Origin of the sequence: Methylobacterium sp. SD274 (genome assembly GCF_017355285.1) — a bacterium.
Classification (GTDB): Bacteria; Pseudomonadota; Alphaproteobacteria; order Rhizobiales; family Beijerinckiaceae; genus Methylobacterium.
The window spans coordinates 106,065-120,736 of record NZ_JADIJP010000006.1 but is presented as its reverse complement, the minus strand read 5'-3'; the positions used below and the strand labels follow the sequence as shown (position 1 = coordinate 120,736).

The following is a 14,672-nucleotide window of genomic DNA, read 5'->3' as shown; positions in this document are numbered from 1 at the left end:
GGATGGCCGTCTTATCGAAGGGACTGGTCCGTTGAGCTGGAGGTCGCCCGCGTGATGGGGCGATCCGGGTGCATGCACGTTTGAAGAGAGGGGCTCAGGTCGCTTGGGTCGCGCTGACGCGCAATCGGCGATCCGTCACGCAGCCCTCTCAAGCGAACCTGTCACGGCCGCTGACGCTGCGACTGCGATATGCGCTTTCGCGCCTGCGAAGTCAATCTCGGCCTTGAGCCATACGCTGAGCGCCTGGACGTGTGGCCTTACCAGCCGAAACGCGCCATCTGGGCGAGCTTGGCCTGGACCGCTTTCTCGTCACGGCCGAGGGAGGCGAGGGTCTGGGACAGGCCGTAGCAGGTGCCGCAGAACGGGAGCTGGACGAGGGGCATCGTCTCGGCCCGGAAGCGGGACACGGAGCCGATCAGGCAGGCGATGACCGCCTCGTCTTCCGGGCCGCCGACGCAATCTCCGCGTGGGCTGCCGAACAGTGCACGATCCGGCCAGGCCAGGGCGATGGTGGTGCCGCCGCGCCGGTCCGGTGCGGGCGGCAGCGTGTAGCTCCGTACGAACAGCCCCGCGAACAGAAGCATCAGAACGAGGCCCGCGAGGACGCGCATGGTCAGGCGGTCTCGTCGAAACGCGTGCGGTGGAAGACCTCCGTCCCCGCCCCGTCGATGACCCGTACCGCCTCGGCCGGTCCGCCCGAGCGCTGCGGTGCCCGTGCCCGTGCGAACAGCAGGAGCGCGCGCTCCGTGGCGCTCTCGGGCCCGCTCGCGCGGATCGACAGGCGCTGGCGCACGCGATCCTCTCCCTCGTCCTCGGAGCCGAGAATCTCGATGTGGAACGTCTCGCGGGGACTCACGATTCTGTCCGCTCCGGAAGGGGTTCGTGGCTGCGGCTCGTCATGCGGTGAGCTTTCGCCTCAACGCACCGACTGTGCAAGCCGGGGGCGGATGTGGTTGAGTGGCGCTGACCCTCATCACGGACCGAGAAAACATGACGCCTTCGCACTTCGTCACGACCGACTGGCTCAAGGAGCGTCTCGGCGCGCCGGGCATCATCGTGCTGGATGCGTCATGGTATCTTCCCGCCCAAGGCAGGAACGCCGAGGCCGAGTACCAGGCCGCGCACATACCCGGCGCGATCCGCTTCGATATCGATGCCATGAGTGACGAGACGTCGCCGCTGCCGCACATGCTGCCCCGCCCGGAGGTCTTCGCCTCGCGCATGCGCGAACTCGGCATCGGCGACGGCATGCACATCATCGTCTATGACGGGATGGGTCTGTTCTCCGCCCCCCGGGTCTGGTGGATGCTGCGCACCTTCGGCGTGCGCGACGTCCAGATCCTGGAAGGCGGTTTCCCGGCCTGGCTCGCCTCCGGCGGCAAGACCGAGGATGGCGACGGCCCCCGGCGCGACCGGCGCCATTTCTCGGCGCGACTGGACCATGGCGCCGTGGCCGATGCCGGCGATGTCGCTCGTGCCCTGGAGCGCGGTTCGGCGCAGGTGGTGGATGCCCGTTCCGCCCCGCGCTTCCGTGGCGAGGAGGCCGAGCCACGCCCCGGCGTACGTCCCGGCCACATGCCGGGCGCCCGCAACGTCCATTATTCCGCGCTCCAGGCGGACGGCCGGCTGAAGGACGCCGATTCCCTGCGCGCCGTCTTCGCCGAGGCCGGAGTCGATCCGGCAAAGCCGGTCATCACCACCTGCGGTTCAGGCGTCACGGCGGCCATCGTCGCGCTCGCCCTGGAGACGCTGGGCCACCCGCCCCGTGCGCTGTACGACGGGTCCTGGTCCGAATGGGGCGTCGATCCCGCGCGTCCGGTCGCTACAGGGCCGGCCTGAGGGTTCCGCGCGGGACGCCCTTCCCGTGGCCGACCTCCCGAGCCTCGACACCGTCCCACACGCTATTGTTCCGGTGCGCCAGCGCTCGGAGGGACGCGTCGCCGTGCGCGTCGTCCGCCACGGGGCGGGCACGCATATCGCCGATCTCTCGGAGGCCGGGCCGTTGCGCCTGCGCCTGCCGCGCCATGGCGAGGGTGTCTGCGAGGCGGTGCTGCTCAACACGGCCGGCGGTATCGCCTGCGGCGACGGTTTCCGGGTCGAGGCGACGGTCGATGCCGGTGCGCATCTCGTGCTCACGACGACGGCCGCCGAGAAGATCTATAAGTCCGACGGTCTCTCGAGCCGCGTGACGACGACCGCGACCCTGGCCGAGGGCGCGGGTCTCGACTGGCTGCCGCAGGAGACGATCCTGTTCGACCGCGCGCGGCTGGAGCGACGGTTCGAAGTGGACCTCGCGCCGGAGGCACGGCTGCTCGCTTTCGAGGCGGTGGTTTTCGGGCGAACGGCGCGCCATGAGCGTATGGAAACGGGCCTGTTCCGGGATGCCTGGCGCATCCGCCGCGCGGGGCGTCTGACCTACGCGGATTCCGTCGCCTTCGACGGGCCGATCACCGCCCTTCTGGAGCGGACGGCTTTCGGCGGCGGCGCCCGCGCCATGGCGACTCTGCTCGATGTTTCGGCAGACGCGGAATCCCGCCTGGAGCCGCTTCGTGCCCATCTCGACAGTCTGGGACCGACAGGGGTGGATGTGGCGGCAAGTGCCTGGAATGGGCACCTCGTTGCCCGTTTCTTGAGCGCCGACCCCGACGCCCTGCGGGCGACGGCCGCTCGTATCCTGGTGGCCTATCGCAGCGCGCCGATGCCCCGGGTCTGGCAGAGCTGAGGCCCCTCGTCAGGGGGCCTTCTCTCCCTGGAACGGATGGATCGGCGGAATCAGCGCCGCCGCGAGTTCCAGCCGGCCGGAGATGACGCCGCGCTCGGTGATCATCGTGTCGGCGATGGTCTGGAGCGTCGCGGCCGGCCCCTGCACCAGCACCACTTCCAGGGTCTGGTTGTTCATCAGATGGACGTGGAGCGAGGAGATGACCTCGGCGATGTAGCGCCGCTGCAGATCGGCCAAACGCTGCTGCACGCCCGGCGCGAGATGGTCGTAGAACAGTGTGATCGTGCCCGCCATTACCCGGTCGCCGACCTTGTGGCGGTGCTCCACGAGCGAGCGGTGAAGAATCGTCGCCACGGCCTGTGAGCGGCTGGCGAAGCCACGCTCCCCCACCATGGTATCGAGCTCGCAGAGCAGATCCTCGGAAAGCGACAGGCTGATCCGGCTCACCGGCCTGCGTCGGCCACCAACTCCCTCCTCCGGGTTCGTGCCGTCCTCGGGGGCCGCTTCCGTTGCTTCGCTACCCGCCATGGCGCCTTCCCCCTGCATGCCGAACTCGTCCTGGCACGTGTTTTGTATAGCAATCACCCGATCGGTATTACGATTTCCAGCGATCGTACTACGCGGTTCGGAGAATGCAGATGCACCTTTCCACGATCCTGACCGCCGGACGCAAGGCCGTCACGGGCTGCGCCCTTGCCCTGGGCCTCCTCACGGCCTCCGCCTCCATCCCCGTGGCGCACGCCGCCGAGCCCCTGCGCATCGGCTACAGCGACTGGCCCGGCTGGGTCGCCTGGCAGGTCGCCATCGAGAAGGGCTGGCTGAAAGAAGCCGGGGTCGACGCGAAGTTCGAGTGGTTCGACTACTCGGCCTCCATGGATGCGTTCTCCGCCGGCAAGCTCGACGCCGTCACCTGCACCAACGGCGATGCTTTGGTGATGGGTGGCAATGGCGCCAAGAACGTCATGATCATGCTCACGGATTACTCCAACGGCAACGACATGATCGTCGGCAAGCCCGGCGTGAAGGCACTGGCCGACCTCAAGGGCAAGAAGGTCGGCCTCGAAGTCGGCCTCGTGGAGCATCTCCTCCTCATCAACGGCCTGACCAAGCTCGGCCTCAAGGAGACGGACGTCACCCTGGTCAACGCCAAGACCAACGAGACCCCGCAGGTCCTGGCCTCCGGCGACGTCTCGGCCATCGGCGCCTGGCAGCCCGTCGCCGGGCAGGCGATGAAGGGCGCGGCCGGCGCCAAGCCGCTCTACACCTCCGCCGACGAGCCGGGCCTGATCTACGACGTGGTCACCGTCTCGCCGGCCAGCCTGTCGGGCCGTCGGGCCGAGTGGATCAAGTTCGTCGGCGTCTGGAACAAGGTCGTCGCCTATATTCAGGATCCGAAGACGCAGGGCGATGCGGTGGCGATCATGGCGGCCAAGGTCGGCATCGACGCGCCCACCTTCACCCGCTTCCTCAAGGGCACCAAGCTCCTCACCCTGGCCGAGGGCGCCAAGGTGATGAAGGATGCCGACGGGTTCGGCTCCCTCTACGGCTCGAGCCGCTATGCCGACGCCTTCAACGTCAAGTACGAGGTCTACAAGACCGCCCAGGACGTGAAGAGCTACATCGACCCCGCGCTGACCGACGGCAAATGAGTGCCGAGATGCGCCAGGGCTTGGAGCGCACTTCCCCTCCCCCTTGTGGGGAGGGGACAGGGGTGGGGGTGGCTCCGCCAGCCTCGGCCGCGGTGGGTCACCCAACCACCCCCACCTCCAACTCCTCCCCACAAGGGGGAGGAGGGGCCCGCGTCTCGTCTCCCATCTCCCGCCGCCGCTCCTGGATCGGCGTCGCCCGGCCGCTCTCGCCACGCCGCCGGACGAGCCTCGCAATCCTGTCGTTCCTGATCCCGCTCCTCGCCTGGGCGGCGGTCTCCTACGTGCCGTTCCTGTGGCATCCCCTGATGGAGGTGACCGAGCCCGGGGACATCGCCTGGATGGAGCCGGGGATGCGCGTGCCGAAGGCCGCCTTCGCGGAGGAGGTCGCCTCGGCCAAGGCCGCCGGCACCGCCGAGCCGGCGGGCATTCCCGCCAACCCGGTCTACCTCCCCGCCCCGCACGAGGTGGCCACCGCGTTCTGGACCTCGCTGACGGCCCAGCCGACCCAGCGCGACGCCATCCGCCTGCCCTTGAGCCTGTGGCACTCGATCCAGATCATCGCCTTCGGCTTCCTGCTTTCGTCGGTGATCGGCGTGCCGCTGGGAATCCTCTGCGGCGCCCAGCCGACTTTGGCGCGCCTCACCGAGCCGGTCATCGAGTTCGTGCGCTACATGCCGGCGCCCGCCTTCGGGGCGCTGATGGTCGCCATCCTCGGCATCTATGACGGGCCGAAAATCGCGATCATCGTCATCGGCACCTTCTTCCAGCAGGTGCTGGTCATCGCCAACACCACCCGGCGGATCGAGCCGCTGCTGATCGAGGCGGCCCTGACGCTCGGCGCGCGAAATCTCCGCCTCATCCGTCGGGTGATCGTGCCGGCGATGCTGCCGCAGCTCTACCGCGACCAGCGCATCCTGCTCGGCTGGGCCTGGACCTACCTCATCGTCGCCGAACTCATCGGCACCTCGTCGGGCATCACCTTCTTCATCACGCAGCAGGCCCGCTACCAGCATTTCGACAACGTCTACGCCGCGATCCTCATCATCGGCCTCGTCGGCTCGATCACGGATCTCGCCCTCGCCTGGCTCGGCCGCCGGCTGTTCCCCTACGACAGGAGCGAAGCGTGAACTCGGTCTCTCCCGTCGCCTCTCCCGTCATCCTGCCGATCGAGGCCTGCGACTACCGCACCCAGTGCGAGCCGGTCCGCGCCCGGTTCGAGAAACTGAAGAGCCGTGAGGTCGCCCTCCGGGTCGAGAAGCTGACGAAGACCTTCCGCAGGGCGGATGGCGGCGTGACGGTGGCCTTGAAGGACATCGACCTCGTCACCCACCGGCGCGAGTTCCTCTGCGTCGTCGGGCCGTCGGGCTGCGGCAAGTCCACCTTCGTGCGCATCCTCGCCGGGCTCGAGACCTCTACCTCGGGCGTGGTCAGCGTCGAGGGCGTGCCGGTCTCCGGGCCGGGCGCGGACCGGGGCATGGTGTTCCAGGGCTACACGCTGTTCCCCTGGCTCAGCGTCCTGCGCAACGTCGCCTTCGGGCTGGAGGAGAACGGCACGCCGCGTCGGGAAGCGGAGCGCGAGGCCCGGCAATGGCTGGCGCTCATCGGCCTGGAGGCCTTCGCCGACAGCTACCCGCACCAGCTCTCCGGCGGCATGAAGCAGCGGGTGGCCATCGCCCGGGCGCTGGCCACCCGCCCGCGCATCCTGCTCATGGACGAGCCGTTCTCGGCCCTCGACACCCAGTCGCGCGCCCGGATGCAGGCCTATCTCATCGAGATCTGGAAGAAGATCGACATCACCATCGTCTTCATCACCCACGACCTCGACGAGGCGGTGCATCTGGCCGACCGCATCCTAGTGCTCAGCGCCCATCCGGGCGAGGTGGCCGAACTCATCGAGGTCCCGGTGCCGCGTCCGCGCAGCCACAACCAGGCGCTCACCCCCGAATTCCGCGCCACCCGCGCCCGTCTCGACGCGCTGATCCACCCGCCGAAGGACGAGGCGGAGGAGAGCGTCGCCCCCGACGTGGTGACGCGCATGACCTCCGCCGGGGACGAGGTGGAATGATCGCCATGTCTTACACGACCGGCTCTGGCTTGCCTCACGGCGATCTCCGGCATGCCGACGTTCACGCATCCGGGGCGCTCGGGCACAGCCCTCCCCCCTCTGCGGGGGAGGGTGGTCGCGGAGCGACCGGGAGAGGGGGCGACCTTTCCGGAGATGGCACACCCCTCATCCGACTTGGCTCGCGGGCCACCTTCTCCCGCAGAGGGGAGAAGGAGTCGTCTCACCTCGACCTCTGTGTGGGCCGACGGAGGTCTGTATGACCACACCCTCCCCCCTCCTCTGGGCGAACCGCACCTGGGACGAGATCCCCGGCGACCTCGCCGCCGTTGCCCATTCCGCCATCCTACCCGTGGGAGCTACGGAACAGCACGGGCCGCATCTCGGCACGGGCATGGATTTCGTCCTGGCCGAGGCCCTCACGCATGCGGTCTCGGCGCGGACCCGCGTGCCGGTGCTTCCCACCCTGCCCTATGGCTGTTCCCTCGGGCATAGCCGGCGCTGGCCAGGCACCATCACCCTCGATCCCGTGATGATGACGCGGCTCGTGGCCCAGATCGGCACCTCGGCCTACCAGTCCGGCGTCCGCCGACTGTTCATCGTCAACGCCCACGTGACCAACGCCGCGCCCCTGCGCTGCGCCCTGGAGATACTGCGGGCCGCCCATGACGACCTCATGGTCGCCCTGGTGAATTCCGCCACGGTGAGCGAGCGCGTCCGCGCCGCGCATTTCGCCGATGCCGACGACTGGCACGCCAACGCCGCCGAGACCGCGCTGATGATGGCGATGGCGCCCGATCTCGTGCGCCCGGACCGCATCGCCGATGCGGACGACCCCGACCGGACGGAGGGGCTCGTCTTCTCCCATCCGGTGAACCGGACGAGCCTGAACGGCGTCACCGGGCGTCCTTCGGAGGCGAGTCTCGAAGACGGGAAACGCCTGTTCGGCTGGATGGTCGAGGACCTGTCCGCCCTCGTCCTGCGCGGCCTCTCCGAGACCCCGCCCCTCCCCCATTCCTTCTCCGTTTCCGCTTAAAACCAAGGAGCCGCCCGATGGCGCATGCCACCGAAATCGATCCCTCCATCGCCAAGCTGCAGGACGACCTGCGCGCCAAGGGCGTGAAATACGTGATCGGCGCCTATGTCGACATCCATGGCGCGCAGAAGGCCAAGGTCGTGCCCATCGACCACCTGCCGCAGATGGCGGCGGGGTCCGAGCGCTATACCGGTTATGCCCTCGACGGGCTCGGCCAGGCTCCGAACGAGGACGAACTGGCCTCCGTGCCGGACTTCTCTCAGTTGATCCAGCTGCCCTGGGAATCGAAGCTCGCCTGGTGTCCGGCGGACCTGACGTTCCAGGGCCAGCCTTATCCGCTCTCGACCCGTGTCGCCCTGAAGACCGTCATGGCCGAGGCCGAGGCCATGGGGTTCGGCTTCAATCTCGGCATCGAATGCGAGATCTTCCTGCTGAAGCAGGAGGCGGACGGCTCGCTCCACACGCCGATCCCCGACGATAAGCTGGTGAAGCCCTGCTACGACGTGCGCGGCTTCGTCGACAACTTCACCTGGCTCGACAAGGTCGCCACCACGATCAACGATCTCGGCTGGGACCTGTATTCCTTCGACCACGAGGATGCCTGCGGCCAGTTCGAGTTCGACTTTAACTACGCCGACGCCCTGACCATGTGCGACCGGCTCACCTTCTTCCGCATGATGGCCAAGCACTATGCCAAGGAAGAAGGCCTCATCGCCACGATGATGCCCAAACCCTTTGCAGATCGCACCGGCAATGGCGCGCATTTCAACATGTCCCTCTCCGACAAGGAGACGGGCAAGAACATCTTCGCCTGCGACCCGAAAGACGATCCGCGCGGCCTCGGCCTCACCGAGACCGGCTATTACTTCATCGGCGGCGTGCTGAAGCACGGGCGGGCGCTCTGCGCCGCCTTCGCGCCGACCGTGAACAGCTACAAGCGCCTCGTGCGCCAGGGCTCCATGGCGGGCTTCTCCTGGGCGCCGGTCTTCAACTCCTATGGCTCGAACAACCGCACCAATTCGGTGCGCGTGCCCGCCGGCGGCGGCCGCTGCGAGAGCCGCAACGCGGACGGTGCGGTCAATCCCTACCTCGCCGCCGCTCTCGTCCTCGCTGCCGGTCTCGAAGGCATCCGCGAGCGCATCGATCCGGGCGCCCCCAACGAGGACAACCTCTACGACCTCACCGATGCCCAGCGCGCCGAGCGCGGCATCGAGTTCCTGCCCCAGACCCTCGCCGAGGCGGTGGACGCCTTCGCCGCCGACCCGCTGGTGGAGAAGACCCTGGGCAAGGCGCTGCGCGACGAGTTCATCCGCTACAAGCGCGCCGAGTGGGAGGAGTATCACCTCACGGTCAGTGCCTGGGAGATCGAGCGCTATAGCCACCTTTTCTAGGTGTTAACTTCCTCGTGAAGCGGACGCTCAACACACTCATGCCTCTCTCGCGCGAGACATATTGGTATTTGCAGGTACGGCCGAGATTCGGCCGGCCGCGGATGTCCTTGCGAGGGAGATGGCTCGGTGGAGATTGCGCGGCTGCTTCATACTTTCGGCGGTCCGATTCTTGCCCTGTTCGGCGGCATGGGAGCCCGATCTGTCGCGACCCTCGTGACCGGTATGGGACAGGCCAGAAAGACCATCGATTTCGCCCCCGCTCAGTAGCAATCGAAGCTCTGCCGGCCGGAGCGGGAGCGTATCGTCTCGGGCGACCCCGCCCAGACGGTGAGATTCGTCTACCACAGCGAGGACAGTCTCTTCTCGGCCGGAACCTGGACCTGCCAGCCGGGCAAGTGGCACATCGAATTCGCGCAGGACGGGTTCGTCCACATCCTGGAAGGGGTGGCGTCGGTCACCGACGGGGACGGGCCCGCCAAGACCTACCGCGCGGGGGACACCTTCGTCTCCCCCTCCGGTTTTGCCGGCACCTGGGACGTACGGGAGCCGGTCCGCAAATCTTTCACACTCGGCGGTCCCCCGGGTTAAGCAGCACCGCGATCGACGCATGCCCGCCGGGACGACCCGGCCGCGACAGGGCTGTTTTTCCGGGACGACCCGGAGAACAGACTTGAGGAGACGGGCATGACCGACACAGCCAGCATCATCGCCGAGAATCGGCGTCGCTACGAGGAACTGAAGGCCCAGGGCCAGGGGCATGCCCCTCGCGCCCTGCCGCCGCCCTCGTCGCGGGGATTGCCCCTCGACGAAGCGGCGATCCTCCACACCGAGACCATCCCGGGCGGCTGGTACTGCACCTTCGAGCTGAATGCCGGCGAGGCCCTGCGGATCAGCCTCGACCATGGTCCCTCCAGCGTCGCCCTCGTCGCCTGGAACGCCGCCGAGACCTCCGAGCGTCTCAACTACGCCGACACCGTGAAGGTGCAGTGGACCACCGCCCTCCAGCGCGGCCGGGTGCTGTTCTCCGACATGGGCCGGGTAATGCTCTCGCTCATCGAGGATTCCTGCGGCGCGCACGATGCGCTGGTGGGCGGCTCCAACGCCGCCTCCAACGCCGCGCGCTACGCGGGCGGCCCCCATCGCAACACCCGCGACAACCTCGTCCTCGCCGCCCTCAAGGCCGGGCTCGACCGGCGCGACATCCCCGCCTGCGTCACGCTGTTCGCCCCCGTCTCCGTGGGTGCGGAGGGGCGCTTCGCCTGGAACGAGGCGGGTCGCCGCGCGGGCGACTTCGTCGATCTCCGCGCCGAGCTCGACCTTCTCGTCACCCTCTCGAACTGTCCCCACCCCCTCGACCCGAACCCGGATTACGCGCCGAACCCCGTGGTGGTGACCCGTTTCCGGGCGCCCGTCCCCGCGGCCGACGATCTCTGCCGCACGGCCACGATCGAGGCCGTCCGCGGCTTCGAGAACAACGCCGCCATCGGCTTCTGACGGGAGGGACGCATCATGACCAACGACACCCAGCTTCTCCTCGAAGAGGTCGTGCCGGCTCAGGCGCCCTGGTCCGGCCTCGTGCGCAAGGGCCAGATTCTTCGCATCACCGACACCGACGGCTGCCAGGCGGTGGACACCCTGTTCTACCGCGCCGGCGACATGGGCGAGCGCTATTCCTCGCAGGACACCCTGCGCGTCCAGGGCTCGGCCTACGTGACGACGGGCACGCGGCTCGTCTCCAACGAGGGCCGGGTGATGGCGACCGTCACCGCCGATTCCTGCGGTCGTCACGATACCTCGGCTGGCGCCTGCTCCTGCGAGGCGAACACCGTGCGCTTCGGTCAGGCCACCAAGTATCTCCATGCTTGCCGCGAGAACTTCGCCCTTGAGGTCGCGAAATACGGGCTCTCGAAGCGCGACATCCCACCCAACATCAACTTCTTCATGAACGTGCCCATCGAGCAGAACGGCGAGCTCGCCATCGTCGACGGCGTCTCCTCGCCGGGCGACTACGTCGAGGTCACGGCGGAGATGGACGTGATCTGCGTGATCTCGAACTGCCCGCAAATCAACAACCCCTGCAACGGCTTCAACCCCACGCCGATTCACGTCTCTATCCGGGACCAAGCCTCGACCGGGGATCTGCGCTGATGTTCGGCAAGATCGTCATCGCCAATCGCGGCGAGATCGCCCGGCGGATCGCCCGCACCTGCCGGCGCATGGGTGTCGCGTCCGTGGCCGTCTACTCGGATGCCGACCGGTTCACCCGCGGCGTGCTGGAGGCGGACGAGGCTGTCCGGCTCGGACCCGCACCGGCGGCGGAAAGCTACCTGAACGTCGAGGCCGTGATCGCCGCCTGCAAGGCGACGGGAGCGCAAGCCGTCCATCCCGGCTACGGCTTCCTGTCGGAGAACGTGGCCTTCGCCGAGCGTCTGGCGGCGGAGGGCATCGTCTTCATCGGCCCGAAACCCGAGCACCTGCGCGCCTTCGGCCTCAAGCACACCGCGCGCGACCTCGCCCGCGCCAGCGGCGTGCCCCTCCTGCCCGGCACCGGCCTGCTGCCGGATCTGGACGCAGCCCTCGCGGCGGCCGAGACCATCGGCTATCCGGTGATGCTCAAGAGCACCGCCGGTGGCGGCGGCATCGGCATGCGCCTCTGCGCCTCTGCCGAGGAGTTGCGCGAGCACTACGCAACCGTCGAGCGCACGGCCCGCGCCAGCTTCGGCGATGCCCGCGTCTATCTCGAACGCTTCGTCGGCGAGGCGCGCCACGTGGAGGTGCAGATCTTCGGCGATGGTGCCGGCCGCGTGGTGGCGCTCGGCGAGCGCGACTGCTCGCTTCAGCGCCGCAACCAGAAGGTCATCGAGGAGACCCCCGCGCCGGGCCTGTCGGATGCGGTGCGTGCACGCCTCCACGCGGCCTCGGTGGCTTTGGGGACGAGCGTTTCCTACGCCTCGGCGGGAACGGTGGAGTACATCTACGATCCCGTCCGCGAGGATTTCTCCTTCCTCGAAGTGAACACCCGGCTTCAGGTCGAGCACCCGGTCACCGAGGCGGTGCTCGGCATCGATCTTGTCGAATGGATGATCCGTCAGGCGGCCGGCGAGGACGTGATCGGTGCCGCCGGCCCCCTGGTCCCGCAGGGTGCCGCCATGGAAGCGCGGCTCTATGCCGAGATCCCGCACGCCAATTTCGCCCCGAGCGCCGGCCTCCTCACCGAAGTGCGGTTCCCTGCCGAGGCCCGCATCGACGGTTGGATCGAGACCGGCACCGAGGTCACCACGAACTACGACCCGATGCTCGCCAAGATCATCGTGACCGGCGAGGACCGCCCTGCGGCGCTCGCCGCTTTGCGCCAGGCCCTCGACGACAGCGCGGTCTCGGGGATCAAGACCAATCTCGATTATCTGCGCGCCATCGCCGGTTCCGAGCTCTTCGCCTCGGGCCGGGTCGCCACTACGGCGTTGCGCGACTTTCCCTATGCGCCGCGCAGCATCGAGGTGCTGGTTCCCGGCGCGCAATCGAGCCTGCAGGAACTACCCGGCCGCATTGGCCTCTGGCATGTGGGCGTGCCACCGAGCGGGCCGATGGATGCGCGCTCGTTCCGCGACGCCAACGCCCTCGTCGGCAACCCGCCCGATACCTGCGCCCTCGAACTCACCGTGTCGGGGCCGACCCTGCGGTTCCACGCCGCCGCCACCGTGGCGCTCGCCGGAGCCGCGATGACCGCGCGCCTCGACGGGGTCGAGCAGCACCATGGCCGCGCCTTCACCGTCGAACCCGGACAGACCGTGAGCATCGGCGCGATCTCCGGCCCCGGCCAGCGCAGCTACCTCGCCCTGCGCGGTGGTTTCGCCGCGCCCGTTATCCTCGGCTCGCGGGCGACCTTCGCGCTCGGCGCTTTCGGCGGCCATGCCACCGGTGTCCTGAAGGCCGGGGACGTGCTGCATCTCGGCGATGCGCCCGAGGTCGAGGCCTTGATGCCCGAGCCTGCGCCCCTCACCCATGCCTGGGAGATCGGCGTGGTCTACGGGCCGCACGGTGCGCCGGACTTCTTCCGGGACGAGGACATTTCAGATTTGTTCTCAGCTTCTTACGAGGTTCACTTCAACTCGGCCCGCACCGGCGTGCGCCTCGTCGGCCCGACCCCGCTCTGGGCACGGAGCGACGGCGGCGAGGCCGGACTGCACCCTTCGAACCTCCACGACAACGCCTACGCCATCGGCTCCATCGACTTCACCGGCGACATGCCGATCCTCCTGGGGCCGGACGGCCCGAGTCTCGGCGGCTTCGTCTGCCCGGCGGTGATCGCCCGCGACGAGCAGTGGAAGATGGGCCAGCTGCGGCCGGGGGATACGGTGCGGTTCATGGCGGTGGAGCGGGCGGGGGACGATGCCTTCGTCCTGTCCCAACCACATCCTCATCCTGAGGCGCCGGAGCGTAGCGGAGGCCTCGAAGGAGGGCTCCAGAGAACGCCGCGCCCCCTGGAGGCCTCCTTCGAGGCCGCTTGCGCGGCACCTCAGGATGAGGTCGTTGGATTGGGGGGAGGGAAAGATCGCGCCGGCTCGCCCATCCTCGCCACCGACTCCTCCGGCCCCGTGACCGTGGTCTACCGCCGCCAGGGCGACGACAACCTGCTGGTCGAATACGGCCCGATGGCCCTCGATATCGGCATCCGCCTGCGGGTCCACCTCCTGGCAGAGGCCGTGGCCGAGGCGCGGTTGCCGGGGCTCATCGACCTGACGCCGGGCATCCGCTCACTCCAGATCCATTACGACGGCACGACGCTGCCGCGCTCACGCCTCCTCGGGCAGTTGCGCGAGATCGAGGCCGCCCTGCCCGCCGTCGAGGACGTGACGGTGCCGAGCCGCGTGGTCCATCTGCCCCTGTCCTGGAACGACCCGCAGGCCGAACTCGCCATGCGCAAGTACCAGGAACTGGTCCGCCCCAACGCGCCCTGGTGCCCGTCGAACATCGAGTTCATCCGCCGCATCAACGGCTTGGAGTCGGAAGCTGACGTAAAACGCATCATCTTCGATGCGAGCTATCTCGTGATGGGGCTGGGCGACGTCTATCTCGGCGCGCCGGTGGCGACACCGGTGGACCCGCGCCACCGCTTGGTCACCACCAAGTACAACCCCGCCCGCACCTGGACGCCGGAGAACGCGGTGGGCATCGGCGGCGCCTATATGTGCATCTACGGCATGGAGGGGCCGGGCGGGTACCAGCTCTTCGGCCGCACCATCCAGATCTGGAACACCTGGCGGATGACGAAGGAATTCGTCCCCGGCCATCCCTGGCTGCTGCGCCCGTTCGACCGCATCCGCTTCTTCCCCGTGAGCCATGACGAGCTGATGGAGGCGCGCGCCGCGTTCCCGCACGGGGCCTACCCGCTGAGGATCGAGGAGGGCACGTTCTCCTATGCCGAGCATCGGGACGAGCTCGCCCGCAACGCCGTCGAGATCACGGCCGCGAAACTGCGCCAGCAGACCGCCTTCGAGGCCGAGCGGCAGCGCTGGCAGGACGAGGGGCTCGACAGTTTCGTCGCCGACGAGGGCGCGCCTCTGGGCGAAGAGGATGCGGTGCCCGACGGCCATGTGGGCGTGCCGACCACGGTGCCGGGCAATGTCTGGAAGGTGCTGGTCGAGGAAGGCCAGAGCGTCGCGTCCGGCGAGACGGTGGCGATCCTCGAATCGATGAAGATGGAGATCGCCGTTTCCGCCCCGGTGGCGGGAATCGTGCGTGAGGTCCGGGTGAAGCCGGGCCGCACCCTGCGCGGCGGCGATCTCGTCGCCATCCTGGAAGAGATCTGAGC

General features: G+C 68.4%; 14 protein-coding genes. 11 read left to right on the top strand and 3 right to left on the bottom strand.

The features are described from left to right. Positions 1 to 257 precede the first annotated feature (257 nt). Together IPV08_RS07805 and IPV08_RS07800 are read right to left on the bottom strand one after the other, a co-directional pair. Positions 258 to 611, bottom strand: coding sequence for a hypothetical protein (locus IPV08_RS07805; protein WP_207411421.1), 354 nt, complete (start codon positions 609 to 611; stop codon positions 258 to 260). Positions 612 to 613: 2 nt separating this feature from the next. Beyond that, positions 614 to 856 (bottom strand): hypothetical protein, encoded by a 243-nt coding sequence (locus IPV08_RS07800; RefSeq protein WP_207411420.1) that lies wholly within the window; start codon positions 854 to 856, stop codon positions 614 to 616. Positions 857 to 990: 134 nt separating this feature from the next. Here IPV08_RS07800 and sseA point away from each other — a divergent pair, with 134 nt between their 5' ends. Both sseA and IPV08_RS07790 read left to right on the top strand, forming a co-directional pair. After that, the gene (gene sseA, locus IPV08_RS07795; protein ID WP_207411419.1) at positions 991 to 1,839 is read left to right on the top strand and encodes a 3-mercaptopyruvate sulfurtransferase; all 849 of its coding nucleotides are present in this window, start codon (positions 991 to 993) and stop codon (positions 1,837 to 1,839) included. Between the two features lie 25 nt (positions 1,840 to 1,864). Then, positions 1,865 to 2,722, top strand: a complete 858-nt coding sequence (locus IPV08_RS07790) for an urease accessory protein UreD (RefSeq protein WP_207411418.1) — start codon at positions 1,865 to 1,867, stop codon at positions 2,720 to 2,722. 9 nt (positions 2,723 to 2,731) lie between these two features. Here the strand turns inward: IPV08_RS07790 and nikR are convergent, their stop codons facing one another. After that, on the bottom strand, positions 2,732 to 3,268 hold the full coding sequence (nikR, locus tag IPV08_RS07785) for a nickel-responsive transcriptional regulator NikR (protein ID WP_246747853.1): 537 nt from the start codon (positions 3,266 to 3,268) through the stop codon (positions 2,732 to 2,734). Between the two features lie 86 nt (positions 3,269 to 3,354). Between nikR and IPV08_RS07780 the strand changes: the two genes are divergently transcribed. From IPV08_RS07780 to uca, 9 genes are all read left to right on the top strand, one after another. Beyond that, a complete protein-coding gene (locus IPV08_RS07780; protein WP_207411417.1) occupies positions 3,355 to 4,371 on the top strand; it encodes an ABC transporter substrate-binding protein in 1,017 nt (338 codons plus the stop codon). Beyond that, a complete protein-coding gene (locus IPV08_RS07775; RefSeq protein ID WP_207411416.1) occupies positions 4,368 to 5,498 on the top strand; it encodes an ABC transporter permease in 1,131 nt (376 codons plus the stop codon). Before IPV08_RS07780 ends, IPV08_RS07775 begins: the two co-directional genes overlap by 4 nt. Then, a complete protein-coding gene (locus IPV08_RS07770) occupies positions 5,495 to 6,436 on the top strand; it encodes an ATP-binding cassette domain-containing protein (RefSeq protein ID WP_207411415.1) in 942 nt (313 codons plus the stop codon). Before IPV08_RS07775 ends, IPV08_RS07770 begins: the two co-directional genes overlap by 4 nt. Positions 6,437 to 6,692: 256 nt before the next feature. After that, positions 6,693 to 7,469: a creatininase family protein gene (locus IPV08_RS07765; protein WP_207411414.1), complete on the top strand. Its 777-nt coding sequence runs from the start codon at positions 6,693 to 6,695 to the stop codon at positions 7,467 to 7,469. Between the two features lie 17 nt (positions 7,470 to 7,486). Next, on the top strand, positions 7,487 to 8,860 hold the full coding sequence (glnT, locus tag IPV08_RS07760; protein WP_207411413.1) for a type III glutamate--ammonia ligase: 1,374 nt from the start codon (positions 7,487 to 7,489) through the stop codon (positions 8,858 to 8,860). A 327-nt stretch (positions 8,861 to 9,187) separates the two neighbouring features. Continuing rightward, on the top strand, positions 9,188 to 9,448 hold the full coding sequence (locus IPV08_RS24525; RefSeq protein ID WP_348646099.1) for a cupin domain-containing protein: 261 nt from the start codon (positions 9,188 to 9,190) through the stop codon (positions 9,446 to 9,448). Positions 9,449 to 9,544: 96 nt separating this feature from the next. Beyond that, a complete protein-coding gene (locus IPV08_RS07750; protein ID WP_207411412.1) occupies positions 9,545 to 10,354 on the top strand; it encodes an urea amidolyase associated protein UAAP1 in 810 nt (269 codons plus the stop codon). Between the two features lie 15 nt (positions 10,355 to 10,369). Then, positions 10,370 to 11,008, top strand: a complete 639-nt coding sequence (locus tag IPV08_RS07745) for an urea amidolyase associated protein UAAP2 (protein ID WP_207411411.1) — start codon at positions 10,370 to 10,372, stop codon at positions 11,006 to 11,008. Further along, positions 11,008 to 14,670 (top strand): urea carboxylase, encoded by a 3,663-nt coding sequence (uca, locus tag IPV08_RS07740; RefSeq protein ID WP_207411410.1) that lies wholly within the window; start codon positions 11,008 to 11,010, stop codon positions 14,668 to 14,670. Before IPV08_RS07745 ends, uca begins: the two co-directional genes overlap by 1 nt. The last annotated feature ends 2 nt before the right edge of the window (positions 14,671 to 14,672 follow it).

Excerpts from the sequence above, each read along its gene's own strand:
- IPV08_RS07765 (WP_207411414.1), top strand. The coding sequence starts at position 6,693 with ATGACCACACCCTCCCCCCTCCTCTGGGCGAACCGCACCTGGGACGAG.
- IPV08_RS07775 (WP_207411416.1), top strand. The coding sequence starts at position 4,368 with ATGAGTGCCGAGATGCGCCAGGGCTTGGAGCGCACTTCCCCTCCCCCT.
- IPV08_RS07750 (WP_207411412.1), top strand. The coding sequence starts at position 9,545 with ATGACCGACACAGCCAGCATCATCGCCGAGAATCGGCGTCGCTACGAG.
- IPV08_RS07805 (WP_207411421.1), bottom strand. The coding sequence starts at position 611 with ATGCGCGTCCTCGCGGGCCTCGTTCTGATGCTTCTGTTCGCGGGGCTG.
- uca (WP_207411410.1), top strand. The coding sequence starts at position 11,008 with ATGTTCGGCAAGATCGTCATCGCCAATCGCGGCGAGATCGCCCGGCGG.
- IPV08_RS07780 (WP_207411417.1), top strand. The coding sequence starts at position 3,355 with ATGCAGATGCACCTTTCCACGATCCTGACCGCCGGACGCAAGGCCGTC.
- sseA (WP_207411419.1), top strand. The coding sequence starts at position 991 with ATGACGCCTTCGCACTTCGTCACGACCGACTGGCTCAAGGAGCGTCTC.
- nikR (WP_246747853.1), bottom strand. The coding sequence starts at position 3,268 with ATGCAGGGGGAAGGCGCCATGGCGGGTAGCGAAGCAACGGAAGCGGCC.
- glnT (WP_207411413.1), top strand. The coding sequence starts at position 7,487 with ATGGCGCATGCCACCGAAATCGATCCCTCCATCGCCAAGCTGCAGGAC.
- IPV08_RS07745 (WP_207411411.1), top strand. The coding sequence starts at position 10,370 with ATGACCAACGACACCCAGCTTCTCCTCGAAGAGGTCGTGCCGGCTCAG.